This is a genomic window from Promicromonospora sp. NPDC023805 (assembly GCF_040639635.1).
Classification (GTDB): Bacteria; Actinomycetota; Actinomycetes; order Actinomycetales; family Cellulomonadaceae; genus Promicromonospora.
Window position 1 is genome coordinate 25394 of the sequence record NZ_JBFAAH010000017.1, and the last position, 23309, is coordinate 48702.

The 23309-nt window shown below is 70.5% G+C and carries 26 protein-coding genes and 1 tRNA gene; 15 read left to right on the forward strand and 12 right to left on the reverse strand.

What is annotated here, in order from left to right:
• Nucleotides 1-17: 17 nt before the first annotated feature.
• The gene (locus tag AB0F70_RS17205) at nt 18-1463 is read right to left on the reverse strand and encodes an HNH endonuclease signature motif containing protein (RefSeq protein WP_357450807.1); all 1446 of its coding nucleotides are present in this window, start codon (nt 1461-1463) and stop codon (nt 18-20) included.
• A gap of 273 nt (nt 1464-1736) precedes the next feature.
• Between AB0F70_RS17205 and AB0F70_RS17210 the strand changes: the two genes are divergently transcribed.
• Together AB0F70_RS17210 and AB0F70_RS17215 are read left to right on the forward strand one after the other, a co-directional pair.
• Nucleotides 1737-2642 (forward strand): hypothetical protein, encoded by a 906-nt coding sequence (locus tag AB0F70_RS17210; RefSeq protein WP_357450533.1) that lies wholly within the window; start codon nt 1737-1739, stop codon nt 2640-2642.
• Nucleotides 2643-2645: 3 nt separating this feature from the next.
• Nucleotides 2646-3050 carry a GntR family transcriptional regulator gene (locus AB0F70_RS17215; protein WP_357450537.1) on the forward strand — a complete coding sequence of 135 codons (405 nt, stop codon included), beginning with the start codon at nt 2646-2648 and terminating at the stop codon, nt 3048-3050.
• A gap of 176 nt (nt 3051-3226) precedes the next feature.
• On the opposite strand, the gene AB0F70_RS17220 is transcribed toward AB0F70_RS17215, so the two are convergent.
• The 3 genes from AB0F70_RS17220 to AB0F70_RS17230 all read right to left on the reverse strand — a co-directional run bounded on the left by AB0F70_RS17220 (nt 3227) and on the right by AB0F70_RS17230 (nt 4063).
• Nucleotides 3227-3303, reverse strand: a tRNA-Pro gene (locus tag AB0F70_RS17220).
• A gap of 131 nt (nt 3304-3434) precedes the next feature.
• Nucleotides 3435-3902, reverse strand: a complete 468-nt coding sequence (locus AB0F70_RS17225) for a RidA family protein (protein WP_357450540.1) — start codon at nt 3900-3902, stop codon at nt 3435-3437.
• Entirely contained in the window at nt 3899-4063 is a 165-nt protein-coding gene (locus AB0F70_RS17230) for a DUF4177 domain-containing protein (RefSeq protein ID WP_116677091.1), read from the reverse strand. Before AB0F70_RS17230 ends, AB0F70_RS17225 begins: the two co-directional genes overlap by 4 nt.
• A gap of 108 nt (nt 4064-4171) precedes the next feature.
• Between AB0F70_RS17230 and AB0F70_RS17235 the strand changes: the two genes are divergently transcribed.
• Nucleotides 4172-6520, forward strand: a complete 2349-nt coding sequence (locus tag AB0F70_RS17235) for a transglycosylase domain-containing protein (protein ID WP_357450543.1) — start codon at nt 4172-4174, stop codon at nt 6518-6520.
• Nucleotides 6521-6525: 5 nt separating this feature from the next.
• Nucleotides 6526-7464, forward strand: a complete 939-nt coding sequence (locus tag AB0F70_RS17240) for a metallophosphoesterase (RefSeq protein ID WP_357450546.1) — start codon at nt 6526-6528, stop codon at nt 7462-7464.
• 55 nt (nt 7465-7519) lie between these two features.
• Here the strand turns inward: AB0F70_RS17240 and AB0F70_RS17245 are convergent, their stop codons facing one another.
• From AB0F70_RS17245 to AB0F70_RS17260, 4 genes are all read right to left on the reverse strand, one after another.
• Nucleotides 7520-8197, reverse strand: a complete 678-nt coding sequence (locus AB0F70_RS17245; protein ID WP_116677089.1) for a Crp/Fnr family transcriptional regulator — start codon at nt 8195-8197, stop codon at nt 7520-7522.
• 241 nt (nt 8198-8438) lie between these two features.
• Nucleotides 8439-9554, reverse strand: a complete 1116-nt coding sequence (locus AB0F70_RS17250) for a bifunctional 2-methylcitrate synthase/citrate synthase (protein ID WP_357450550.1) — start codon at nt 9552-9554, stop codon at nt 8439-8441.
• A 26-nt stretch (nt 9555-9580) separates the two neighbouring features.
• A complete protein-coding gene (gene prpB, locus AB0F70_RS17255; protein ID WP_357450553.1) occupies nt 9581-10486 on the reverse strand; it encodes a methylisocitrate lyase in 906 nt (301 codons plus the stop codon).
• Nucleotides 10486-12018 carry an MmgE/PrpD family protein gene (locus AB0F70_RS17260; protein WP_357450556.1) on the reverse strand — a complete coding sequence of 511 codons (1533 nt, stop codon included), beginning with the start codon at nt 12016-12018 and terminating at the stop codon, nt 10486-10488. Before AB0F70_RS17260 ends, prpB begins: the two co-directional genes overlap by 1 nt.
• Nucleotides 12019-12169: 151 nt before the next feature.
• Between AB0F70_RS17260 and nth the strand changes: the two genes are divergently transcribed.
• The gene (nth, locus tag AB0F70_RS17265; protein WP_357450559.1) at nt 12170-12940 is read left to right on the forward strand and encodes an endonuclease III; all 771 of its coding nucleotides are present in this window, start codon (nt 12170-12172) and stop codon (nt 12938-12940) included.
• A gap of 2 nt (nt 12941-12942) precedes the next feature.
• On the opposite strand, the gene AB0F70_RS17270 is transcribed toward nth, so the two are convergent.
• Nucleotides 12943-13902: an alpha/beta hydrolase gene (locus AB0F70_RS17270; protein ID WP_357450561.1), complete on the reverse strand. Its 960-nt coding sequence runs from the start codon at nt 13900-13902 to the stop codon at nt 12943-12945.
• Nucleotides 13903-13955: 53 nt separating this feature from the next.
• A complete protein-coding gene (locus tag AB0F70_RS17275; RefSeq protein ID WP_357450564.1) occupies nt 13956-14765 on the reverse strand; it encodes a response regulator transcription factor in 810 nt (269 codons plus the stop codon).
• A gap of 309 nt (nt 14766-15074) precedes the next feature.
• Between AB0F70_RS17275 and AB0F70_RS17280 the strand changes: the two genes are divergently transcribed.
• Complete coding sequence (locus AB0F70_RS17280) at nt 15075-15815, forward strand: hypothetical protein (RefSeq protein ID WP_357450567.1); 741 nt, start codon at nt 15075-15077, stop codon at nt 15813-15815.
• Between the two features lie 10 nt (nt 15816-15825).
• Here the strand turns inward: AB0F70_RS17280 and AB0F70_RS17285 are convergent, their stop codons facing one another.
• Nucleotides 15826-16485: a YceI family protein gene (locus AB0F70_RS17285; protein WP_357450570.1), complete on the reverse strand. Its 660-nt coding sequence runs from the start codon at nt 16483-16485 to the stop codon at nt 15826-15828.
• A 219-nt stretch (nt 16486-16704) separates the two neighbouring features.
• On the opposite strand from AB0F70_RS17285, the gene AB0F70_RS17290 reads away from it, so the two are divergent.
• Nucleotides 16705-17157 (forward strand): thioredoxin family protein, encoded by a 453-nt coding sequence (locus AB0F70_RS17290; RefSeq protein ID WP_357450573.1) that lies wholly within the window; start codon nt 16705-16707, stop codon nt 17155-17157.
• Nucleotides 17154-17594, forward strand: coding sequence for a DUF4395 domain-containing protein (locus AB0F70_RS17295; RefSeq protein WP_357450576.1), 441 nt, complete (start codon nt 17154-17156; stop codon nt 17592-17594). Before AB0F70_RS17290 ends, AB0F70_RS17295 begins: the two co-directional genes overlap by 4 nt.
• A gap of 29 nt (nt 17595-17623) precedes the next feature.
• Here the strand turns inward: AB0F70_RS17295 and AB0F70_RS17300 are convergent, their stop codons facing one another.
• On the reverse strand, nt 17624-17983 hold the full coding sequence (locus AB0F70_RS17300; protein ID WP_357450579.1) for a DsrE family protein: 360 nt from the start codon (nt 17981-17983) through the stop codon (nt 17624-17626).
• 152 nt (nt 17984-18135) lie between these two features.
• On the opposite strand from AB0F70_RS17300, the gene AB0F70_RS17305 reads away from it, so the two are divergent.
• The 7 genes from AB0F70_RS17305 (at nt 18136) to dtd (ending at nt 23277) form a co-directional block, all read left to right on the forward strand.
• A complete protein-coding gene (locus AB0F70_RS17305; protein ID WP_357450582.1) occupies nt 18136-18705 on the forward strand; it encodes an FABP family protein in 570 nt (189 codons plus the stop codon).
• Nucleotides 18706-18823: 118 nt separating this feature from the next.
• A complete protein-coding gene (locus AB0F70_RS17310) occupies nt 18824-19975 on the forward strand; it encodes a folate-binding protein (RefSeq protein ID WP_357450585.1) in 1152 nt (383 codons plus the stop codon).
• A 5-nt stretch (nt 19976-19980) separates the two neighbouring features.
• Nucleotides 19981-21096 carry an FUSC family protein gene (locus AB0F70_RS17315; RefSeq protein ID WP_357450589.1) on the forward strand — a complete coding sequence of 372 codons (1116 nt, stop codon included), beginning with the start codon at nt 19981-19983 and terminating at the stop codon, nt 21094-21096.
• A 52-nt stretch (nt 21097-21148) separates the two neighbouring features.
• Nucleotides 21149-21382, forward strand: a complete 234-nt coding sequence (locus tag AB0F70_RS17320; protein WP_357450592.1) for a hypothetical protein — start codon at nt 21149-21151, stop codon at nt 21380-21382.
• 52 nt (nt 21383-21434) lie between these two features.
• A complete protein-coding gene (locus tag AB0F70_RS17325) occupies nt 21435-21770 on the forward strand; it encodes a DUF2516 family protein (protein ID WP_357450595.1) in 336 nt (111 codons plus the stop codon).
• 35 nt (nt 21771-21805) lie between these two features.
• Nucleotides 21806-22855 carry an asparaginase gene (locus tag AB0F70_RS17330; protein ID WP_357450810.1) on the forward strand — a complete coding sequence of 350 codons (1050 nt, stop codon included), beginning with the start codon at nt 21806-21808 and terminating at the stop codon, nt 22853-22855.
• Nucleotides 22852-23277, forward strand: a complete 426-nt coding sequence (dtd, locus tag AB0F70_RS17335; protein WP_357450598.1) for a D-aminoacyl-tRNA deacylase — start codon at nt 22852-22854, stop codon at nt 23275-23277. Before AB0F70_RS17330 ends, dtd begins: the two co-directional genes overlap by 4 nt.
• Nucleotides 23278-23309: the final 32 nt, after the last annotated feature.

Below are 23309 nucleotides of genomic sequence, written 5' to 3' on the forward strand. Positions count from 1 at the left end.
GCCCCACGGCGGCCGGTTCAGCGGATATGCGCCCAGGCGAGGTCGGCCCGGGGTCGTCGGCTCGAGGCCCTCCGCCGTCTCCGCGGACGATAGGCGATCGTCCCGCTGTGCCGCGGCGCAGAGCATCCGATGCTGTATCGGCTGCGTGGAACGCGACCGTCGCGGGGGCCCGTCACGCCTACTGCGGGAGCCCAGGCCGGGGGCGTCTCCCGGAGGGGTTCGGGTGGTTCGGGCGCGACGAACGTGTAGCTGTGCCCTGTGGGCGTGGCGGTCTCGACGGCTTGGCGGCCGTCGCTCTCGGTGGTGGACTGTGTCCAGCCCGGCGACTGCTTGGCATGGTTGCAGCGCACGCACAGCCCTTGCCCGTTGTCGAGGCTCGTCGGCCCGCCTTCGGCGTACGGGGTGACGTGGTCGATGTGCCGAACCTGGGCGTCGCACCACGGTGTGGCGCAGACGCCTTGCTCCCGAGCGCGCAGCAGATCAGCCATGCCCTGGGGGTGGAACCTCGCCTTCGACGTCGAGGCCACCAGTCGCCCGCCCGGAGCGACGTAGATCGTGCGCAGCCACGCGGCGTCGGCGTCGATGCCCTGCGCGACCAGGTTCCGCGCCACAGGCCCAGGGACGACACCCGCGCCCGCGGGCATGCCCTCGATGACGACACCTGGCCGGTCGCCGCCGGCGAGCAGGGTCTGGTCGGAGACCAAGAGGTTGATCGTGACCGGGACGTCGTCGGCATGGCCTGGCTCGCGGCCGGTGACACGCTCGATCAACGTGTCGGCCATGAGCTGTCCGGTCCCGCGCTCGTCACCCGCGGCCTTTGCCGCCTCCGCGTGCTTCTTGAGCTGGGCGTAGGCCTGCACTCCCTGCTGCATCGGCACGAGGGCGGTCAGATACACCATCAGGTCCGGCGCCGGCCGTACCGAGACGCACCGCTCGGCGACGGCCTTCGCCCTGCGCTTCACGCACGCATGCACGTCCAGCTCCCCGGCGAGCTCCTTCACCCGCGCGATCAGCCGCCGGGTGCCCGTCCGCGCCAGAGTGGGCAGGTTCGCCGGCCCGCAGATCTGCTCGTCGATCTGGGCGCGGTGCTCCGCCGTCAGATGTGAGGTCTCCCGGACCAGGAGTGTCGCCCGCCACTGCGACAGGATGCCGATGCGGAGGGCACGGAATGTGTGCGGCATGCCGGTCAGCCACACCCGGGCGGTGCTCAGGAAAGCCCCTCCGGCGTGCGGGCTCTGCTGTATCGCAGCCCCTACCTGGTTCGGCACGGCACGGCCTCGCCGGTCGGCACGGATCCCTTGCTCGGCCTCGGCCGCCTTTGTCGACTCCTCCAGCGCCACGGCCAGCTGCGCCTGAGCGGCGGTCGCGGTGTTCTTGAGGGCCTCGAGCTCGCCGAGCAGGTCTACCCACCCCGCTGTGTCGGACGCGCCTGGAAGGATCATGCCCGCCAGCCGCTCACGCATCGCCCGGACGTCCGGCGGTCGAAGCGCGGCGCCGCCCACACCGAACGACGCCGACGGAGGTGGGCCGTCCTGTGTCCGTTGTGCTGGCTCAGTGGTGCGCTTCATCGCATCAAAGTATCCGACAAGTGTTCGATGCGCGCGCCGAGCGGGCGTCGTCTGCTGACGGCAGAACCGGACGCCGGTTCGATCGTCCGCCCCTGCCGGGCGGCTTGACATGAACGCGGAGGGCTGATTGTATCTATGTACCAGTACATAGATACGTGAGGTGATGTCATGTTCGAGACGTATGGTCTGCCGGCGCTGATCGCCGGTCTGGTCGGTCTGGCCGGCCTCGTCCTGCTCCTTGTGCCGCCTTCGCAGCATGCTGTGCGGTCGTGGCTGAGCGTCCTGGGCGGAGGGGGCGCGGACGAGACGGTCGTGGCAGTGCGGGGTGCCGTGCTGCGGATGAGCTACGTCGGAGCAGGGGTCTTCGTCCTTGTGACCGTCCTCGGGCTCTTCGCGCAGTTCCGGGCGACTTCTGCTGCGATAGCGCTCGCGCTCGCAACCGTCGTGGCTGCCGGTGTGCGCGTCGAGAGCGGAACCCGCCGTCGAGCCGACATCACAGCGCACGGCGTTCCCGATGCCGGCGCCTCTCGGCTGCTGATCGCGGCCACTGGGCTGGCTGTGGTCGTCTTCGCCCTAGGGATCCTGCTCGCCGTGCTTGAGGCAGGGCCCGGCGGTCCCGGCTCGTCGAGCTGGTTCCCCGAGTCCAGCTCGGTGCTCCCCGCTGTGGAGTACTACACGATGCCCACGGTCGCAGCGGCAGCTGTCCTGGTCACCGTCATCACGTGGCTGGCGTATCGCCGAGTACTCCGTCGCCAGTCACTGGCGGGCGTGGACAGCAATGTGGATCACGCGCTGCGTCGGGCCAGCATTCGCCGCATCTCGGTGGGTGCTCTCAGCTGCCAGATCCTCCTGTTGTCGACGATGGTCATGGCGACACCGCTCCTGGCCCGAACCATCGTGCCTGACGGCAGCGGCGGGACCCCGAGCCAGGTTGATGCGCAGGCGGTTACTGCAGCCAGCGGGGTAGCTCTGGCGCTCGTGATCCTGGGTCTGGTGATTGCAGCTGCCGCTCTGGCTGCCCCCTTCTGGGCCGCTGCAGCGCGTCAAGCTCGGCTCATCAAGGCGGGCGTGTGACCGATGGAGATTCAAGTCGACACGGGCAGCCCGGTGCCTCACTACGAACAAATCCGTGCGCAGGTCACCCGGTTGGTACTGACCGGAGCGCTTCCGCAAGGAACACGGTTACCCCCCATCCGTCAGCTCGCCGGTCACCTCGGACTGTCCAACGGGGCCGTCGCTCGGGCATATCGGGAACTTGAGCGGGAGGGGACGGTCCTCACTGCCGGCAAGAAGGGGACCACCATCGCACCGATCGACCAAGCCGACGGGGCGACCGCTCGCGACAAGGACAGACGGCAGGCGCTGACCGACGCGGCAGGTACATACGCCATCACCGCATACCGTCTTGGCTACACGCTCGACGCGGCGGTCGCCGTGCTCGCAAAAGCCATGGCTTCCGAAGCGGAGGAGCAACGCACATGAGTCGGGACCAAAGGTTCTACCCAACGGCGGCACTCGTCGTCCGGGCGCAGCTGGCGGCGGCGAGTCAGGTGCAGCTGGTCCCTCAGACAGTCCCTCGCCCCAAGGCATGCCACTACCTCTAGGCGACAGAAAGGCCCTCCGACCGAGCATTTCTGCTGGTCGGAGGGCCTTTCGCATGGTCGGGGTGACAGGATTTGAACCTGCGACCTCTTCGTCCCGAACGAAGCGCGCTACCAAGCTGCGCCACACCCCGATGAATACACCGCACGACAGGCACGAAGCCTTTCCGCGGGAGCCTGCTCAGAATAGCCGACGCAGGGCCCGGAACGGAAACCGAATCCGGAGTGGGTCCGATCACGCCCGTTCCAGGCCGCTGCGGAGGAGCTATGCCAGCTCGACGACGAGCTCCAGCTCGACCGGAGAGTCCAGCGGAAGCACTGCCACGCCCACGGCGGAGCGGGCGTGCACACCGGCGTCACCGAAGATCTCGCCGAGCACCGAGCTGGCGCCGTTGATGACCGCCGGCTGACCGGTGAACGACGGATCGCTCGCGACGAATCCGACGACCTTCACGATCCGTGAGACCGCATCGAGCGAGCCCGTGACCGACCGGACCGCGGCGAGCGCGTTGAGCGCACAGGTGCGCGCATAGGCGGCGGCTTCGTCGGCGGAGACCAGGCCCTCGCCCTCGCCGACCTTGCCGGTCGCGGGCAGCTTGCCCTCGACGAAGGGCAGCTGGCCGGACGTGTAGATGTAGTTGCCGGTCTGCACCGCCGGGACGTACGCCGCGACCGGAGCCGCTACCTCGGGGAGCGTGATGCCCAGCTCGGCGAGGCGCTTCTCAAAGCTCATGCGTCACCGCCGGGCCGCTTCAGGTAGGCGACGAGACCGGTGCCGTCGGGTCCGGGGACCACCTGCACGAGCTCCCAGCCGTCCGAGCCCCACTGGTCGAGGATCGCCTTGGTGTTGTGAATGAGGAGGGGGATCGTCGCGTACTCCCACTTCGTTGCCATGCCGACGATGCTAGCCCGCGAATGGCAGCGGCGATTCCCTACGAGACCTGCACAAGGGCGAGTCCGGTTTGGGTGCGCCCTGTCAGGGACACCCCGTAACCTGGGCCCATGGCCATGGCGAACCCTCGCGAGCCGCGCCGGATCACCCGAACCATCCCCGCCGCGCAGCTCATCGGACTCCTTCTTGCATTCGTGCTCACCGCAGGCGCTGGTGGCGTGATCGCGGCCGGGCTCGTGATCCCGCTGGCGTCCGGCGTGAACACCGCCGTCGACACCGGCGTCGAAGTGTTCGACGAGGTGCCTGCGGAGCTGGTTCCGGGGCCGCTGTCGGAGCAGTCCCAGATCTACGCGAGTGACGGCAAGACGAAGCTGGCCACGTTCTACGTGCAGAACCGCATCGTCGTGCCGCTCGACAAGGTGTCGGATCACATGAAGACCGCCGTGATCTCCATCGAGGACGAGCGTTTCTACGAGCACGGTGGCGTGGACCCCGAGGGCATCTCGCGAGCCGCGCTCAAGAACTTCGGCGGCGGTGACATGCAGGGCGCCTCGACGCTCACCCAGCAGTACGTGAAGAACGTCCTGATCGAGGAGGCCGACCGGTCGGGCGACGCCTTCGGCATCCTGGAGGCCCGCGAGGACTCGCTGACGCGGAAGCTTCGCGAGGCGAAGCTGGCGATCGCGCTCGAGAAGGAGATGTCCAAGGACGAGATCCTGCAGGGCTATCTGAACATCGCGCAGTTCGGCTCAAGTGTCTACGGCGTCGAGACGGCCTCGCGGCACTACTTCAACAAGTCGTCGAGCAAGCTGTCCGTGGTTGAGGCGGCGACGATCGCCGGCATCACCAAGGCGCCGAGCCAGTTCGACCCACTGGAGAACCCCGTGAAGGCCGAGGAGCGGCGTGACCTCGTCATCGGCAAGATGTGGCAGCTCGGCTACATCACTACGGAGGAACGCGACGCGGCGCTGGCGACGAAGCTGGCGGACAGCCTCCATGTCCAGCCGCTCGACGTCGGTTGCGAGTCCGCCAAGGGTGCGGCGTTCTTCTGCGATTACGTCATCAAGGAAGTCATGTCCAGCCCGGAGTTCGGGAAGACCAGGGACGACCGCTTCAACCTGCTGTACCGCGGTGGCCTCCAGATCATGACCACGCTGGACATCAAGAAGCAGCGAGCCGCCGAGGCGACGATCAACGACGCAGTCCCGGCCAACGACCCGAGCCAGCTCGAGGCTGCGATCACCTCGGTCGAGCCCGGCACCGGGAAGATCCTGGCCATGGCCCAGAACGTTCCCTATGACGCGGGCGCCGAGCCTGCACCCCGGCACACCTCGCTGAACTACTCGGCGGACTACGCGCACGGCGGGTCACGCGGTTTCCAGGCCGGCTCGAACTTCAAGCCGTACATCCTCGCGGAGTGGCTGCGCTCCGGACGACAGCTGTATGACCCCATCAACGCGAGCGCGTTCTCGGCGCTGTCGTCCTCCTTCCAGGTCAAGCCGTGCAAGCAAACCCTGGCTAACACCCCCTGGCCTGTCGGGAACGTCGAAGGCTCGACCAGCGGCATGACGGACGTGCTCACCGGCACGTTCCAGTCGCTCAACACCGTCTACGCCCGCATGTCGCACGAGCTCAACCTGTGCGACATTGCTGGCACAGCCTGGGACGCCGGATTCCGGCCGACCACGTCGTCCGACCCGGCGCCCCGGATCATCGAAGTTCCCAAGGAGACGGACATCGACGTCTTCGCCCCGATGGTGCTGGGCACCCAGTCGACGACGCCGGTCTACCAGGCGGCCTCGTACGCGACGTTCGCCAACGGCGGCACCTACTGCGCGCCGATCGCGATCCTGGAGGTGCGGGAGCGGGACGGCGCAAAGATGAAGGTGCCCGGCAGCGACTGCAAGCAGACGCTCGAGCCCGCGGTGGCGAACACCGTCGCCTTCGCGATGACCAAGGTCTTCGGCTCCACAGGAACGGCCTGGAAGCTTGGCGGCGGACTGAGCGATGGCCGCGCGGTGGCTGGTAAGACCGGCACGACGAACGGGGCTAATCAGAGCTGGTTCACCGGGTATACGCCCAACCTCTCGACCTCCGTCTGGGTCGGGGAGGCGAACGGCGACTTCGAGCACAAAGACTTCTACGTGAAGGGCCAGTTCTACAAGGCCCTCTACGGCGGTGAGATCGCTGCGCCGACCTGGAAGACGTACATGGACCAGGCGGTCGTCGGCCTTCCGGAGAAGAGCTTCCCGGCACCCGACCCGAACCTCGTCGGGCAGAAGGCCACCCCGCCCAAGCCGGACAAGAACGACGACGAAGAGGGTGACTCGAACGGCGGTGGCTCCGGCGACGAGGACGGCTCCGAGGGCGGTGACTCCGGAGACACCGGTGGCGGTGGCGACGCCGGCAACGGCAACGGGAACGGCAACGGCAACGGCGGCAACAACGGGAACGACTGATCTCTATGGGAACGCTGGGTAACGTCGGCAAGGCGCTCGGGATCGCCGGGGGCGTAGTAGTCGCCGGGATCGCGTACGCGCACGTGGAGACGAAGCTCTTCCGCGTGCGGCGGGTGACCGTGCCCGTGCTGCCCCCGGGGCAGCGTCCGATCCGGGTGCTCCACGTCTCCGACCTGCACCTGACGCCGAGCCAGCGGACCAAGCAGGCCTGGGTCCGCTCGCTGGCCGCGCTTGAGCCCGACCTGGTGATCAACACGGGTGACAACTTCGGGCACACCCAGGCGCTGGCCCCGCTGCTCGACGTCCTCGGCCGGCTCATGGACGTGCCCGGCGCGTTCGTGATGGGTTCGAACGACTACCACGCGCCGACGTTCAAGAACCCGGCCAGGTACCTGCTGCCCGATGCTCGCGTCCAGGGTGCGGAGAAGGTGCCGCTGCCCACGGAGTCGCTCACCAAGGCGTTCACCGAAGCAGGCTGGGTGGACCTGAACAACAGCCGAGGCCTGGTCGAACTGCGCGACGGTCGCACCGTCGGGCTGGTCGGGATGGATGACCCGCACCTCGACCGCGACGTCATGCCGGAGCCGGGCCGCGTGCCCGGTGAGGAGGACGCGGTGCTGCGCCTCGGCGTCGTGCACGCGCCGTACAAGCGGGTGCTGAACCAGCTGAAGGCTGACGGCGTCGACGCGATCATCGCCGGGCACACGCACGGCGGGCAGCTCTGCCTGCCGTTCTACGGCGCGCTCGTGACGAACTGCGACCTGGACCGCACGCGGGCGTCCGGCCTGCACGGCTGGCCCGGTGTCCGCCCGGACCGCGAGGGCGGCGAGGGCTCGACGTGGCTGCACGTCTCGGCGGGCGCCGGCACCTCGCCCTACGCGCAGGTCCGGTTCGCCTGCCGCCCCGAGGCGACGCTGATGACGCTGACAGCCCGGGCGGTCTGAGCAACGACGAAGAGGCCAGGTGATCCGTAGATCACCTGGCCTCTGGCGTGCTACCTCAGCGCGCCCTGCGCTCCAGCCTGTCGAGGTCCAGCAGCACCACTGCCCGGCCCTCGCGGCGGACCCAGCCGCGGGTCGCGAAGTCGGCAAGGGCCTTGTTCACGGTCTCGCGGGAGGCGCCGACGAGCTGCGCCAGCTCCTCCTGGGTGAGGTCGTGCGCGACGCGGATGCCGTCGTCGTTCGGCTCGCCGAAGCGGGTCGAGAGGTCCAGCAGCGCCTTGGCCACGCGGCCGGGCACATCGGAGAAGACGAGGTCCGCGAGGGTCTCGTTGGTGCGGCGCAGCCGGCGCGCCAGCGCGCCGAGCAGCTGGGTGGCGACACCCGGGTGGTCGGCGATCCAGCGCACGAGCGACTCGTGGCGTAGCTCGTAGACCACGGAGTCCGACACGGAGGAGGCGGAGGCGGTGCGGGGGCCGGGGTCGAACAGGGACAGCTCCCCGAACATCTCGCCAGGGCCCAGGATCGACAGCAGGTTCTCGCGGCCGTCACTCGACCGGCGACCCAGCTTGATCTTGCCCTGCGCGATGACATAGAGCCGGTCGCCCGGTTCGCCCTCGCGGAAGAGCACGTCGCCCCGGACCAGCTCCACGGGCACCATGGACTCGAAGAGCGCGCGCGTCTCCTCGCCTTCCATGTCCGCGAACAGGGGGGCAGAGAGTACGACTTCGTCGTCCACCAGTGGTGTCCTCACGTGTCGGGGACTTTCGTCCATCAGTCTTTTCCACCTCTCAGTCTGCCTCAATGTCACGAGATTGCCGGGTCATCGGGTTCTCTCGCGGCGTCCGCGTGGCGTGCAGCCCGACTCGATCGTCCGCCAGGTGCGGGATGTCGGCTTTGCTCGGCGCGAAGTAGGACGCCCGTCCATAAATCCTAGGGGGTTTCACCTGGGAGTTTGGAACGGGCGTCCCAGGTACCTCTCAGGGAACGTCGCGCTGTTCCGGACCCACGTACTCGCACACCGGTCGGATCAGCGCGTTGGCCGCACGCTGCTCCATGATGTGCGCGGTCCAGCCCGTGATGCGCGAGGCCACGAAGAGCGGCGTGAAGATGTTCGTGTCGAACCCCATCAGGTGGTACGCCGGGCCTGCCGGGTAGTCCAGGTTCGGCTTGATGTTCTTGGCCGCGCCCATGGCGTTCTCGAGGGTGTCGTACAGGTCGAGCACCGCGGTGTCGCCGTAGTGCTCGGCCAGGTCGCCGAGCACGGCACGCATGGTCGGCACCCGCGAGTCGCCGTTCTTGTAGACCCGGTGGCCGAACCCCATGATCTTCTTCTTGTTCGCCAGGGCGTCCTCGAGCCATGCCTCGGCCCGGTCGGCGGTGCCGATCTCCTCGAAGGTCGCCTGCACCGCCTCGTTGGCCCCGCCGTGGAGCGGGCCCTTGAGGGCGCCGATGGCGCCGGTGACGGCGGAGTGCAGGTCGGCGAGCGTCGACGTGATGACGCGCGCAGTGAACGTGGAAGCGTTGAACGAGTGCTCCGCGTACAGCACCATCGAGGCTTCGAAAGCCTGCACGACGGCGGGCTCCGCCTCCTTGCCGAACGCCATCCACAGGAAGTTCGCGGAGTAGCCGAGGTCCTCGCGCGGGTGCACGAGCTCCTGGCCGTGCCGGCGCCGCTGGTCCAGCGCGACGACGGCGGGCAGGACCGCCCACAGGCGGACGGACTTGGCGAGCTCGGCCTCGACGGACGAGTCCTCGGCCGCCGGGTCGTGGGCGCCAAGGATCGAGACCGCGGTGCGGCACACGTCCATGGGGTGGCAGTCGGTGGGCAGCTCGAGGATGGCGTCGCGGACGTTGTCCGGCAGCTCGCGGTGCACGCGCTCGGTCGCCGTCTGCTCGGCCAGCTGGGCCGACGTCGGGAGCTCGCCGTGCCACAGCAGGTAGGCGACCTCCTCGAAGCTCTTCCTCGCGGCCAGCTCCTGCACCGGATAGCCCCGGTACAGCAGCGAGTTGGTCTCGGGATTGACCTTCGAGATCGCCGACGTGTCGGCGACGACGCCGGCCAGACCCTTACGGATCTCCGTGGTCTCGGTCATGAGCACTCCTTCGTGTCGAGACAAAGTCAGGGCTTGTAGGTGAAGACGTTCGAGTCGAAGTGGTTGTAGGCCGCGTAGTCGGTGAGCTCGTACAGCCGCGCGCGGGTCTGCATCTGGGGCACCAGGGCGTCCTGGGTGCCGGACGCCGAGATCTCCTCCAGCGCGCGCTCCGCGGCACCCATCGCTATCCGCAGCAGGGTGACGGGGTAGATCACGAGCCGCGCCCCGGCGTCGTGCAGCTGCTTGGCCGTGAAGAGCTCTGACTTGCCGAACTCGGTCATGTTGGCGAGCACAGGGACGTCGAGCGCCGAGGCGACGGCCTCGAACTCCGCGAGGTCCTTCATCGCCTCGGGGAAGATCGCGTCGGCGCCCGCGTCGACCAGGACCTTGGCGCGGTCGATCGCGAGCTTGAGCCCGCGCTCGCCCGGCTCCGTGCCGCGCACGTCGGTGCGCGCCATGATGAGGAAGTCGGGGTCGCGGCGGCCGTCGACGGCGGCCCGGACGCGCCGGACGGCGTCGTCGAGCCCGACGACCTCCTTGCCGTCCAGGTGACCGCACCGCTTGGGGTTGACCTGGTCCTCGATGTGGATGCCGGCCACGCCGGCGTCCTCCATGGTCTGGACCGTGCGGGCGACGTTCATGGGCTCGCCGAAGCCGGTGTCGGCGTCGGCCAGTACCGGCAGGTCGGTGACCCGGGCGATCTGGCCGGACCGGCCGGCCACCTCGGTGAGGGTGGTCAGGCCGATGTCCGGCAGTCCGAGGTCGGCGGAGAGGACGGCGCCGGAGACGTAGACGCCGTCGAACCCCTTGTCCTGGATCAGCTTGGCGCTGAGCGGGTTGAACGCACCCGGGAGGCGAAGGATGTCCGGACCGGCGAGGGCCTCGCGGAAGGCGCGGCGCTTGGCCGCCGGGGTGAGGTGGGAGTAGAGCATCAGGCCTGTCCCAGCTCGAAGAGGCCCGTCGGGGACTTGACCGCCTCCAGCACGCCGGGCGCCGCGACGATCGTGAGCTCGCGGACCTCGGCGGGCGTCAGCTCGGGCAGCCGCTCGGCGAGGCCGAGGAAGCGCTCGATCTCCGCGTCCGTCAGGATGCCGGCGGCGAGCGTGCGGAACTTGCCGACGTAGTTCGCGCGAGCGAACGGGCGGGCGCCCAACGGGTGCGCGTCGGCGACGGCGATCTCGCGCGTCACGACCTCGCCCGAGGTGAGCGTGATCTCCACGCGGCCGCCGAACGCCTTCTCGGCGGGGTCGGTCGAGTGGTAGCGGCGCGTCCACTCGGCGTCCTCTGCGGTGGTCACCTTGCGCCACAGCACTACCGTGTCCGGCCGCTGGGCCCGCGACGGGGCGTAGGAGTCGACGTGGTGCCAGCCGCCGTCCTGCAGCGCGACGGCGAAGATGTACGGCACGGAGTGGTCGAGGGTCTCGCGGGACGCCGTCGGGTCGTACTTCTGCGGGTCGTTGGCGCCCGAGCCGATCACGTAGTGCGTGTGGTGGCTGGTGTGCAGCACGATGCCCTGGACGTTCCTGGGGTCCCGCAGCTCCGGCCGCTCGTTGCCGAGCGCGCGGGCCATGTCGATGATGGCCTGCGCCTGGTACTCCGCGGAGTGCTCCTTGGTGTACGTGTCGAGGATGCCGGTGCGCGGCTCGCCGGCCTCGGGCAGCACGACGTCGTAGGCGGCGTCGGGCCCGTCGAGGAGCCAGGCGACGACGCCGTCCTCACCCTCGTAGATGGGCTCGGGGGAGGTCTGGCCGCGCAGCGCGCGGTCCACTGCCTCGATCGCGAGCTTGCCCGCGAAGGCCGGGGCGTGCGCCTTCCACGTGGAGATCTGGCCCTTGCGGCTCTGCCGCGTGGCCGTTGTGGTGTGCAGGGCCTGGCCGATCGCCTGGAACACGGTCTCGGTGTCCAGGCCGAGCAGGGTGCCGATGCCTGCCGCCGCCGACGGCCCGAGGTGCGCCACGTGGTCGATCTTGTGCTTGTGCAGGCTGATCGTGCGGACCAGGTCCACCTGGATCTCGTAGCCGGTCACGATGCCCCGGACCAGGTCCTTGCCGGTGCAGCCGGCGTGCTGGGCCACCGCGAGGATCGGCGGGATGTTGTCACCCGGGTGGGAGTACTCGGCCGCGAGGAACGTGTCGTGGAAGTCGAGCTCCCGCACTGCGACGCCGTTGGCCCATGCTGCCCACTCGGGGCTGCTGGTCGCCTCGGGCGCGAGGCCGAACACGGTGGACCCGGGACGGTAGGGGTGCGCCTGCGCCTGTGAGCGGGCGGCGACCGCCGGGCCACGGGTGAGGCTGGCCGCCGCCACGGCGGCGTTGTCGATCACCCGGTTGATCACCATGTCGGTGACCTCTGCGGTGGGTTCGACGGCGTCCGTGGCGAGCTCCGCGAGCTTCCAGGCGAGCTGGTCGGTGCGCTTGAGCGGCTCGGCAGACGGGTAGACGCGCAGGTGGTGCGTGTACGGCATGGTGATTCTTCCTCGATTCACGTGGACCGTCGTGGGGTCCTCAGATATGCGTCCTCGACCTTCTCATACTCCGCGTCCTAGGTACATGGCGCCAAACCGGGCGGCGAAGCACAGGGGCCGAATGTCAGTGAGGATCGTTAGTCTGGCCGATGTGACCACAGTCAGGGAACGCGAACCCGATAACGCAGCGAAGGGCACGCCGGAGAGCAAGCTGGCGCTCGTGCGCAGAGCGCGGCGTGTCAATCGCCTGCTCGCTGAGACCTATCCGGATGCCCGGGCGGAGCTGGACTTCACGACGCCGCTGGAGCTGCTGATCGCGACCGTGCTCAGCGCCCAGACCACCGACGTCCGGGTCAACCAGACCACGCCGGAGCTCTTCGTGATGTACCCGGACGCCCAGGCGTACGCCGAGGCGGACCCGGACGAGCTCGAGGACATCCTGCGGCCCCTCGGCTTCTTCCGGGCCAAGGCGCGGGCGGTGATCGGCCTGGGCCAGGCGCTGGTCGAGCGGTACGACGGCGAGGTCCCTGGCCGGTTGAAGGACCTGGTCACACTCCCGGGCGTGGGGCGCAAGACGGCGAACGTGGTGCTCGGCAACGCCTTCGGCGTCCCGGGAATCACCGTCGACACGCACTTCGGGCGGGTGGCGCGGCGGCTCGGCTTCACCACCGAGGAGGATCCGGTGAAGGTCGAGACCGAGGTGGGGGAGCTGTTCCCCAGGAAGGACTGGACCAAGCTCAGCCACCACCTCGTCTGGCACGGACGGCGGGTGTGCATAGCGCGGAACCCGGCGTGCGGGGCGTGCAGCATCGCCGACCTCTGCCCCTCCTACGGAGCGGGCGAGACGGACCCCGACAAGGCGGCGAAGCTGGTGCGCCCGGCGCCGGAGCGTTCGGAGTCGGCGGGCCTGCCCCTGAAGTAGCGCTACCTCGGCGCGGGGCTCACCCGGGCCAGCCAGCGCAGCAGGATCTGATTGACCTGGTCCGGGGCTTCCTCTGGCAGGAAGTGGCCGGCGCCCGGGATCAGCTCGTAGTGCAGGTCCGGCGCGAGGGCTATGGCGTCGAGGTCGGCGCGCTCGGGCCGCACGATGCCGTCCCGGCCACCCTGCAGCTGCAGCGTGGGTATACCGAGTGGACGGCGGAGCGCGGTACCGAACCGGCGCCCGTCCATCCGGGGCGTGGACCGCACGGCCCAGCGCAGCGCCTCCGCGGCCGAGTGCGCGGCGAACGGGATCCGCATGACCGCCTTGTACAGGTCGACCACGTCGGCGGGCAGCGGGGCGGCCGCGCCCAGCGCGAGGGTGCGCTCCACGAGGTCGCCCTGGGCCAGTGCCCGCTCAGGCAAGGTCGGGACCTGGAGGTACGCGATCTCGCGCAGGGCCGCCGTGGTGAAAGCGGCCCGGCTGCGCAGGCGCACCCGGGCCGGATGCGGGCTGGCCAGCACGGCGACCGCCGTCGTCGTGCCGGGGTGCAGGGCGCCCATCGCCCAGGCGAGCGTGCCGCCCGTGCCGTGCCCCACCACCACGGCGCGCTCGCGCCCGAGGGAGCGGACGACGCCCGCGACATCCGCCGCCCGCGCGGGTACCCCGTAGCCCGACGGCGGCTTGTCCGACCCGCCCACACCGCGCACGTCCATCGCCGCCACGCGGTAGCCGGCGTCGGCCAGGGCGGGGATCTGCGCGCGCCACGCCCACCAGAACTCGGGGTAACCGTGCAGGAGGACGACCAGCGGCGCCGAACGGCTCTCGGTCCCGGCGACCGCCACGTGGAAGCGTGAGCCGCCCGACGAGACGAACTCGTGCTGCCACGGACCCTCGACCAGGGCGCACGTGTAGTCGCTGGTGGCTGCCGTGCGGACGGCCGGTCGGGCCGAGAGTGCGGTCACAGGTACGAACCTACGCGGTCGGTGCCGCGCGCGCCCGGCTACCGGCCACCGGTTCAGTGGCCGGTCTGTGCGACCTGTCGCCCGGTCGGCCCCGGGTTGGGGTCGTCCGTGCCGGCCGGCGCGGCCTCCGCCGGTGCGGGCGGGAGCACTGCGGCGGGCGGCGGGGCGGGGAGCTCCTCGGTCGGCCGTTCCTTCGGCGGGTCGAACCGGTAGCCGACGTTGCGCACCGTGCCGATGAGCTGCTCGTGCTCCGGCCCGAGCTTCGCCCGGAGCCGCCGCACGTGCACGTCGACGGTACGAGTGCCCCCGTAGTAGTCGTAGCCCCAGACCTCCTGCAGCAGCTGCGCACGCGTGAACACGCGGCCCGGATGCTGCACGAGGTACTTGAGGAGCTCGAACTCCTTGTAGGTCAGGTCGATCGGGCGACCGCGCAGCCTTGCGGTGTACCCGCCGGCGTCGATGGCGAGCTCGCCCGCGGAGATCTCCTGCTGCGACTCCTCCGCGGGGCCACGCGCCGAACGCTCGATCACCAGGCGCAGGCGAGCCTCGACCTCTGCGGGTGAGGCGGTCTCCAGCAGCAGGTCGTTGGCGCCCCACTCGTGGGTCACCACCGTCAGGCCGCCCTCGGTGAGGATCAGCACGAGCGGCACGGTCAGGCCCGTCGCGTGCAACAGCCGGCAGGTGGTGCGGGCGGCGACCAGGTCACGGCGGGCATCCAGCAGGACGACGTCCGCATCCGGGGCGTCGACGAGCGCCGAAGGCTCCATCGGGAGCACCCGGACCCGATGGGAAAGCAGTCCTAGTGCGGGCAGTACCTCGGCAGACCCACCGGTGGCGGGTGTGAGGATCAACAGCTCTGCCATTGACGCACCTCCTCTCGGAACCGGCGTCTTGCAACCGTCCCTGGCTCGGGTCTCGCTGTAGCGAGACGTCCCGTCGCGTCCAACTGGCTCTGCGGAAGTCTGCCCTGTTGCTTGTTGCGTGCATGTTACACGCCCTTTTCCTGGACACCACCATGCTGCTCAGGACCCGTGACACTCACATGACACGCGCGTTGCCCGACGCTCACAGGCCCCTGATCAGGCGGTTCGGAGGCTCGTCCGGAGACTCTTTCGAGACTCTCTCGGAGCCAGATTGAAGGAACACGGACAGACTCTGGAAAACTCGGTGTCGTGTCCGTCTCCACCCGCGCCGTGACGACCGCTGCGCTCGCAGCCCTCGTCGCCGCTGCGTCCTACGTCCAGCCCCGGCCGCTGCCCCTCGTGGCGGCGGTGGTGGTCCTGGTGGTTCTCGTCGCGCTGGGCTGGCCGTCCCTGCTGCGGCTGCCCGCGGCCGGAAGTACACGGTTGGTCGTGGCGCTCTGCGGCACCGGCGGAGCGGCCGCCACGTATTTCACCCAGGGGGAGCCGGTGCTGCGGCACCTGCCGACGGTCCTGGCCGGTGCGGTGGTGCTCTCGTTCATCGCACAGATGCTGCGCCGCGACGGCCGCCCGCAGCTGACCGAGTCGGTATCGGGCACGGTCGCCGGCGTCGTCGCCGCCATCGCGACCTCCGGCTGGATCGCCGCCGCACGGTCTGACGCCGGCGCCACGCTGGTGGTGACGAGCGCGGTCGCCCTGGCGGTCGCGGCTGCCGTCGCGGCCCTGCCGGTCCGCGGCTGGGTGGCGCTGGGGATCTCCGCGGTCGCCGCGGTGCTGGTGGGCGGGGCCGCGGCGACGCTGCTGCCGGACATCGACACAGTGAGCGGCCTGTGGTGCGGGCTCGTCGCAGGTGTAGTGGTCGGTGCGCTGCACCTGCTGCTCGAACGGCTGCCCGCCCGCGGTGCGCGGCTCGCCGGGCTCACGGCGAGCGCGCTGCCCGTGGCGGTCTGCGGCATCTTCGTGTTCGTCGTGGGCCGGATGGTGATCCTCTAGGACTGACGGATCAGGACTGACGGATCATCTCGCCGGCGATCTCGATGCGGACCTTCCTGGCGACCAGGACGCCGCCGGCCTCGAGCGCGACGTTCCAGAGCAGGCCCCACTCCTCGCGGTCGATGTCGCAGCTGCCGTGGAACCCGAAGATGTCCTGGCCGTAGGGGTCGTGCCCCACGCCGCCGAACTCGCACTCGAGCGAGACCGGGCGGGTGACGCCGCGCACCGTGAGCAGACCGTCCATGACGAACTTCGTGAAGGAGCCGTCGGGCTGGTCCGGGTCGTGCGGACGGCGTCCCGCGGTGCCCGCCTTGAGCCGCGCCCACGAGAAGATCGGGTCCACCTGCGTCCGCATCCGGAAGCCGGTGCTGCGGAACTCGATGGTGGCGTGGTTCTCGACGTCCAGGAAGTCGGGGCCCGACAGGTGCGCGTCGCGGTCGGGCACGTGGGTGCCGATGGACGCCGCCTGGATCGTGCAGCTGACCTGGGACATCAGCGGGTCGTCGGCCACGACCACCGTCGCCTCGCCCTCGGCGAACTCGCCGCGGACGGGGCTGACCATCATGTGCATGGCGAGAAAGCCGAGCCGCTTGTGGTTCTGGTCGAGCGCGTACTTCCCGGCCGCCGGAATGGTGATTCCGTTCCAGGTACGTGTTGGCAAAACTTCCATCTTAGCAAATTCTCCCATATATGCGGATACATGCACGTTACCACCGGGGCGACATGGGCTTGGTAGGCATTTCGGCACGAGAAATACTGCTTCGGGCGGGGGCGGTGCCAAGGAAATCACGCGCGCGAACCCGCGAGAAGCGAGCCTGCACGCAATGTGACAGGTGTCATTGCAGGTGAGGACTTGTCTGGACGAGCAACACACGGCATCGTGGGTTAAATGTTGTTGGGACAAGTGGTCGCGCTGGTCGTGCTCGTGCTGGGTACCGCAGCTCTCGGAGTGTGGTGGTCGGCACGTCAGGGTGCCGTGCGCGCACCCCGGCAGGCGCCGGCCGGCATCGACTGGGCGTCGGCCGGGGTCGCGCTCGCGGACCGGGTGACGTTCGTGCAGTTCTCCGCCGAGGTGTGTGCCGCGTGCCGGTCCACCTCACGGGTGCTCGGAGGGCTCACCGGCTCGAGCTCCGGCGTCGGGCACCGCGAGCTGCTCGTGGACGACCACCTCGACCTCGTGCGCAGCCTGGGTGTGCTCCGCACGCCCACCGTGCTCGTGGTCGACGGCGGCGGCCGCGAGGTGGCCCGCATGAGCGGCGTAGTCTCCGACACGCAGGCACGTCAGGCACTCAACCGGGTCCCCACTGCGGCGGCCGAAGCGGACGGGGAAGGGCAGTCATGAGCATGAACAAGGGGATCGACCCGCGCGGACCGCGCGTAGGGGCAAGCATCACGGCGGTACTGCTGGCAGCCGTGGTGCTGCTCGGCCCGAGCCCCGCCGGTCTGTGGCTGCTGACGTTCATCATGCTGAGCTTCCTGCTCGGCACGCTGCGCGGAGCCGAGGGCTCGTGGCAGGGCATGCTGTTCAAGAAGTTCGTCCGGCCGCGGCTGGGCCCGCCCGCGGAGATGGAGGACCGGCGTCCGCCGCGCTTCGCGCAGGGAGTCGGCCTCTTCGTCACCGCGGTAGGCGTGATCCTCGGGTTCTTTGGCGTACTTCCCGCTGTCCCGATCGCGGCAGCGGTGGCGTTCGTCGCAGCGGCGCTCAACGCCGTCGTCGGCCTGTGCCTCGGGTGCGAGATGTACCTGCTGCTGCGTCGGGCGGGCCTGGTCCGCGCCTGATCGAAGCATCGGTTCGGAGCCCAGGCCGCTCAGTAGACGAGCGCCTGGGCTCCGTCGCGCAGGATCTCCTCCGTGAAGAGGGCCGCGCCCGCGATCCGGACGCCGGGCAGCACGTCCGCCTCGGTGATGTCCCGGCGCGCGGCGCACTGGGTGCAGAGCGTCACGGTTCCCCCGGCCAGGACGGCCTCCAGCAGGTCGGGCAGCGGCGTCGCGTGCTCGAGCGCGAGGTCGGCCGCGCGGCCGGGCAGCGCGAACCACGCCGACTCCCCGGTGAGCCAGAGGCTCACCTCGGCCCCGGACGCCACGGCGGCGGCCGCGACGGTGAATGCCTGGTTGGTGGCCTCGGGCCGGTCCAGGCCTGCAGTGGTCTTGATCACGAGCTGGCGCATGCCGCTGACTGTAAGCGGTCGACCGTTAGGATCGACGGCATGTCGATCCATGCCCTTGAGCTCATCTTCACCGGCCTCATCGTCGCCGTCGCCGTCACGGTCACCTGGTTCGCCGGCTACGTCGTCTACAAGCTGTACACCGGCCAGCGCTGATGACGTTCACCTTCCCTGACGGCCTCTCGCCCGACGTGTACCCGCTGGCCTGGCTGGTGGGCCGGTGGCGCGGCGAGGGCGTGATCGAGTACCCGGGCATCGGCAAGAAGACGTTCGTGCAGGACCTGGTCTTCGACCACGACGGCGGCCCGTACGTGCGGTTCGAGTCCACGCTGCGGGTGCTGGACGAGACGGTCCCGGACAAGCTGCCCGACGACGGCGAGTGGCCGGCCCCCGTGCCGGACCCGGCAGGCACCGTCTGGTCCACCGAGACCGGCTACTGGCGCGTGTCCACCGACCGCCCCGACGGCCTCGAGGAGGACAAGCACGCGCTCGAGGTGCTCGTCGCCGACGCCTCCGGGCGCATAACGGTCTACGTCGGCGCCGCGGGCAACGGACGGATCGACCTGGCTTCGGACGCCATCGCGCGGACGTCGACGGCGTCCGAGGTGCGTGCGTCGAAGCGGCTGTACGGCCTGGTGCAGGGTCGCCTGCTCTGGGTGGAGGAGCTCGCCGCGTTCGGTGAGCCCATGCGCTCGTACGCGTCGGCGGAGCTGGACCGGCAGTGACAACCGGCAGTGACAACCGGCAGTGACAACCGGCAGTGACAACCGGCAGTGACAACCGGCAGTGACAACGCGGACGGGGAATGCCTCGTCCGCCCACAACGCTGCACCTGAGGTGAGCATGGATTACGAGAGCCCCCTGTTGAGCCGCCACGGCGCGGTCGCCGCATCCGGTCCCGACGCCGGAATCGCCTGGCACTACGGCGACCCGACGGCCGAGCAGCGCGCGCTGTCGCGCGGCGGGGCGGTGGTCGACCAGTCGCACCTCGGGATCGTCCGGGTCGCCGGCCCGGACCGGCTGAAGTGGCTGCACTCGATCACCTCGCAGCAGCTGGAGGGCCTGGCCCCCCGGACCAGCACGGAGCTGCTGGTCCTCTCGCCGCAGGGTCACATCGAGCATGCGGCGGGCGTCGTGGACGACGGCGAGGCCACGTGGCTGATCACCGAGCGCGAGTCGGCGCCCGGCCTGGCCGGCTGGCTCGACCGGATGCGGTTCACGCTCCGCGTCGAGGTCGCCGACGTCACCGACGAGTGGGCGGCGATCGGCGAGCCCGTCGCCGCGGAAGGTGTCGAGGGTGAGCCGGTGACCTGGCACGACGCCTGGCCGAACGTCCTGGCCGGTGGCACGCGCTACGGCCCGCCCGAGTCCGAGCACCCCGGTGCGGAGCGCCCGTGGCGGCTCGTGCTGGTGCCGCGTGCGGACCTGGACGCCGAGGTCGCGGCGCGTGAGGCGGCCGGCTGGCCGCTCGCCGGCACCTGGGCCACCGAGGCCCTCCGGGTCGAGGCGTGGCGCCCGCGGTACGCGCGCGACGTCGACGCCCGCACCATCCCGCACGAGCTGGACTGGCTGCGGACCGCCGTCCACATCAACAAGGGCTGCTACCGCGGCCAGGAGACCGTCGCCCGCGTGCACAACCTCGGCCGGCCGCCGCGCCGGCTGGTCATGCTGCACCTCGACGGCTCCCAGCACCTGCTCCCCGAGCCCGGTGCGGAGGTGCGCCTCCCGGCGTCGGACGGCGGAACCGGCAAGGTGGTGGGCACGCTCACCTCGATGGCCCGGCACCACGAGCTGGGACCCATCGGCCTCGCCGTGCTCAAGCGCAACGTGCCCGAGGAGGTCGAGCTCATGGTGGCGGGGGAGGTCTCCGGCCAGATCCTCGAGGTGTCGGCGGCCCAGGAGATAGTGGTTCCCGGCGACGGCGTCTCGGTCGACCGACCGGAGTCGCACGGACCGCTGACCCGTGGCCTCCGCGGTCCGGGCAGCCTCATCTAGCCCGAGTGAGCTCGCTGCCCGGCTCGGCCGACGAGATGTGGCGCAAGGCCATGCGCACGCTCATGCTGCGCACGAGGCTGCGCCAGGGTTGGACACGCGCGCGGGCGGGCCTGATCCCGATCGCCCAGGCCTCGCTCGCCGCCGGTGCCGCCTACCTGGTCGCGCGGTACCTGCTGGGGCACGAACAGCCCTTCTTCGCGCCCGTCGCGGCGTGGGTCCTCCTCGGCTTCTCCGCGCAGCGGGACGTCCGCCGGGTGTCCGAGATGGCCGTGGGCGTGGCGGTCGGTGTCGCCATGGGCGACCTGATCGTGCACCTGATCGGGTCGGGCTGGTGGCAGCTCTCGCTGGTCCTGTTCATCTCCGCGATCGCCGCTCGGTTCATCGACCGGGGAGCCCTGCTGGTCACGCAGGCCGGGGTGCAGGCGATCATCGTGGTGGGCCTGCCGTCGGTCTCCGGCGGGCCGCTCGGGCGCTGGACGGACGCCCTGGTCGGCGGCGCCATAGCCCTCCTCGTCGCGCTGCTCACGCCTGGCGACACCCGGCGCCGTCCGCGGGCCCTGGCCGAACAGGCGGTGACCGAGCTCGCCGAGACCCTGGAGACGCTGGCTCGTGGCCTGCGCTCGCGCGACGCCGACGACGTCCAGGCCGCCCTCGTACGCGGCCGGGCCTCCGAGCCCGTGCTCGCCGAGTGGCAGGAGGCCGCGCGCGGGGCGCGCGAGCTGGCGCGGATCTCCGTGGGGCGGATGCATCGCGCGGAGCTCGCCCGGCTGGAGGAGCAGGCGGTGCTCGTGGACCGGACCATGCGCTCGGTGCGGGTCCTGGCGCGCCGCGTGCTCCCCGTCATCGAGGCCGACCACGACGTCGAGCCGGTCGCGGAGCTCGTCGAGGGCTTCGCGACCGGCGTGCGGCAGCTCGCGTCCGACGTCGGCTCGGGTGATGACGGCAAGCGCGGACGCGACGCCCTGACCGCCGTCGCTGCACGGGTGGACCCGCGGACCGTCGGCGAGGGCGACTGGCAGGTGCAGTCGCTGGTGATGCTGCTGCGCTCGCCCGTCGTCGACACGCTGGAGGCCGCGGGCGCCTCCCCGGGCGAGGCCCGGGACGCGCTGCCGGAGCTGTAGCGGCAAGTTATCCACAGCTCTGTGCACAGAGTTCGTTGTGGTCAGGTAGTTGATGGCACGCCGTCACGTGGAGGCCGGGAACCGCTTCGAACGGGACCCTGCAGCGGCCGCGCGGTTCGGCATCTACACGGCAGTGGTCTGGAGCCTGACCGGCGCCGCGGTCCTGATCGTCGGCCTGACCCTCGGCTGGACCTGGGTCTGGCTGCCCGGCCTGCTCGGCTGGGCGGTGTTCATGCTGATGCTCGCCACCATGCTGTTCGGCGCTCAGCACGCCGCCCAGGACTGATCAGCGGCGAAGGTCCGGGTCGGGACACCGGTCGGTGCCGTAGGCTCTCGGCGTGGGATTCTTGCAGTGGTTCGTCATGGCCGCACTCGCGCTGGTGGTCTTTGTCGTGCAGGTCGTCGCGCTGATCGACGCCGCACGCCGACCGGACAAGGGCTTCCGGGCCGAAGGGCGGTTGCCCAAGGTCGGCTGGCTGGCGATCCTTGGTGTCGCCGCCGCACTCGGTTTCCTCGGGCTGCCGCAGGGCTGGCTCCAGGGCGGGTTCATGTTCGGCTCCTTCCTCAACATCATCGCGGTGGCGCCGGCGATCATCTACTGGGTGAGCCTGCGTCCCCGGCTGCTGCCGTACAGCGCGCGCAACCGGCCCCGTGGCCCGCAGGGCGGCTGGTGACAGCGCCCATGGAGACCGGGCGAGTGGCGTCACCGATGGCCCGCACCGGCCGGACGTCGTCGGGCAGCGTGTTCGACGACGCGGCGCCGCTGGCCGAGGTGATCCGCGGCGACCTCGTCGAGTCCGTGCACCTCGGGCACCTCGTGGTGCTCGACCCGGCCGGCCGGCCGGTGGTCCAGGTGGGCAACCCGACCACGCAGATCTGGGCGCGGTCGTCGCTCAAGCCGCTGCAGCTCGTGGCGATGCTGCGCGCCGGCCTGGAGCTGCCGGACCGCCTGCTGGCGCTGGCCGCGGCCAGCCACAACGGCGAGCAGTTCCACCTGGAGGGCGTGCTGCAGATCCTCGCCTCGAGGGGCCTCGGCACCGGCGCGCTGCAGAACACACCTGACCTGCCGCTCTACCCGCCGGCCGCGCTCGAGTGGCACCTGGCGCCGCTGGGCGGCGGACCGGGTCCGGCGTCGCTCGCGCAGAACTGTTCGGGCAAGCACGCCGCGATGCTCGTCACCTGCCTCGCGCAGGGCTGGGACATCGAGACCTACCTGTCGCCCGAGCATCCGCTGCAGCGGGCGATCCGCTCGACCATCCTCGAGCTGACCGGCGACGCCGAGGTGGTCATGCACACCACCGTCGACGGCTGCGGCGCACCCCTGTTCTCGACGACGCTGCTCGGCCTGGCCCGCGCGTTCTCGACCCTGGGTGCCGCGCCCACCGTCGACGTCATCTCCCACGAGGCACGCGTCGGCCGTGCGCTCTCCGCGCACCCCGACATGGTGGGCGGCACCGGCCGCGACGCCACGCTCGCGATGGAGGCGGTGCCGGGCCTCGTCGCGAAGGACGGCGCCGAGGGCGTCTACGCCGCCGGCCTGCCCGACGGCTCCGCCATCGCGTTCAAGGTGCTCGACGGCTCCGCACGGGCCCGTCCGGCGATCCTCGCCGCCGCCCTGCGCGCAGCGGGTGCGTCAAGCCTGCCCGGTGTGTACCCGGGCGGCCTCGACGGGCTCGGCCGCGTGCCGGTGCTCGGCGGCGGGCGTTCGGTCGGAGAGGTCCGAGCGGTCTTCGCCGACGCGTACGAGGGCCGTCGATGAGGGCGGTCCTGCAGCGCGTCACGCGCGCCTCGGTGACCGTCGACGGCGAGGTGGTCGGCGCCATCGACAAGCCGGGCGTCATGGCGCTGGTCGGCGTCACGCACGACGACGGCCCCGCCCAGGTCGAGACGATCGCCCGCAAGATCGCCGAGCTGCGGATCCTGCGTGACGAGAAGTCCGTGGCCGACGTCGGCGCGCCCGTGCTCGTCGTCAGCCAGTTCACGCTCTACGGCGACGCCCGCAAGGGGCGCCGCCCGACCTGGGTCCAGGCGGCGCCCGGGCCGGTGGCGGAGCCGCTGGTGGACGCCGTCGTCGCCGCGCTGCGCGAGCGTGGCCTGACCGTCGAGACCGGACGCTTCGGCGCCGACATGCAGGTGGAGCTGGTCAACGACGGCCCGGTCACGATCCTCGTCGAGGCCTGACCGGGCGCGTAGCGGCTCAGCCGCTGTGTCGT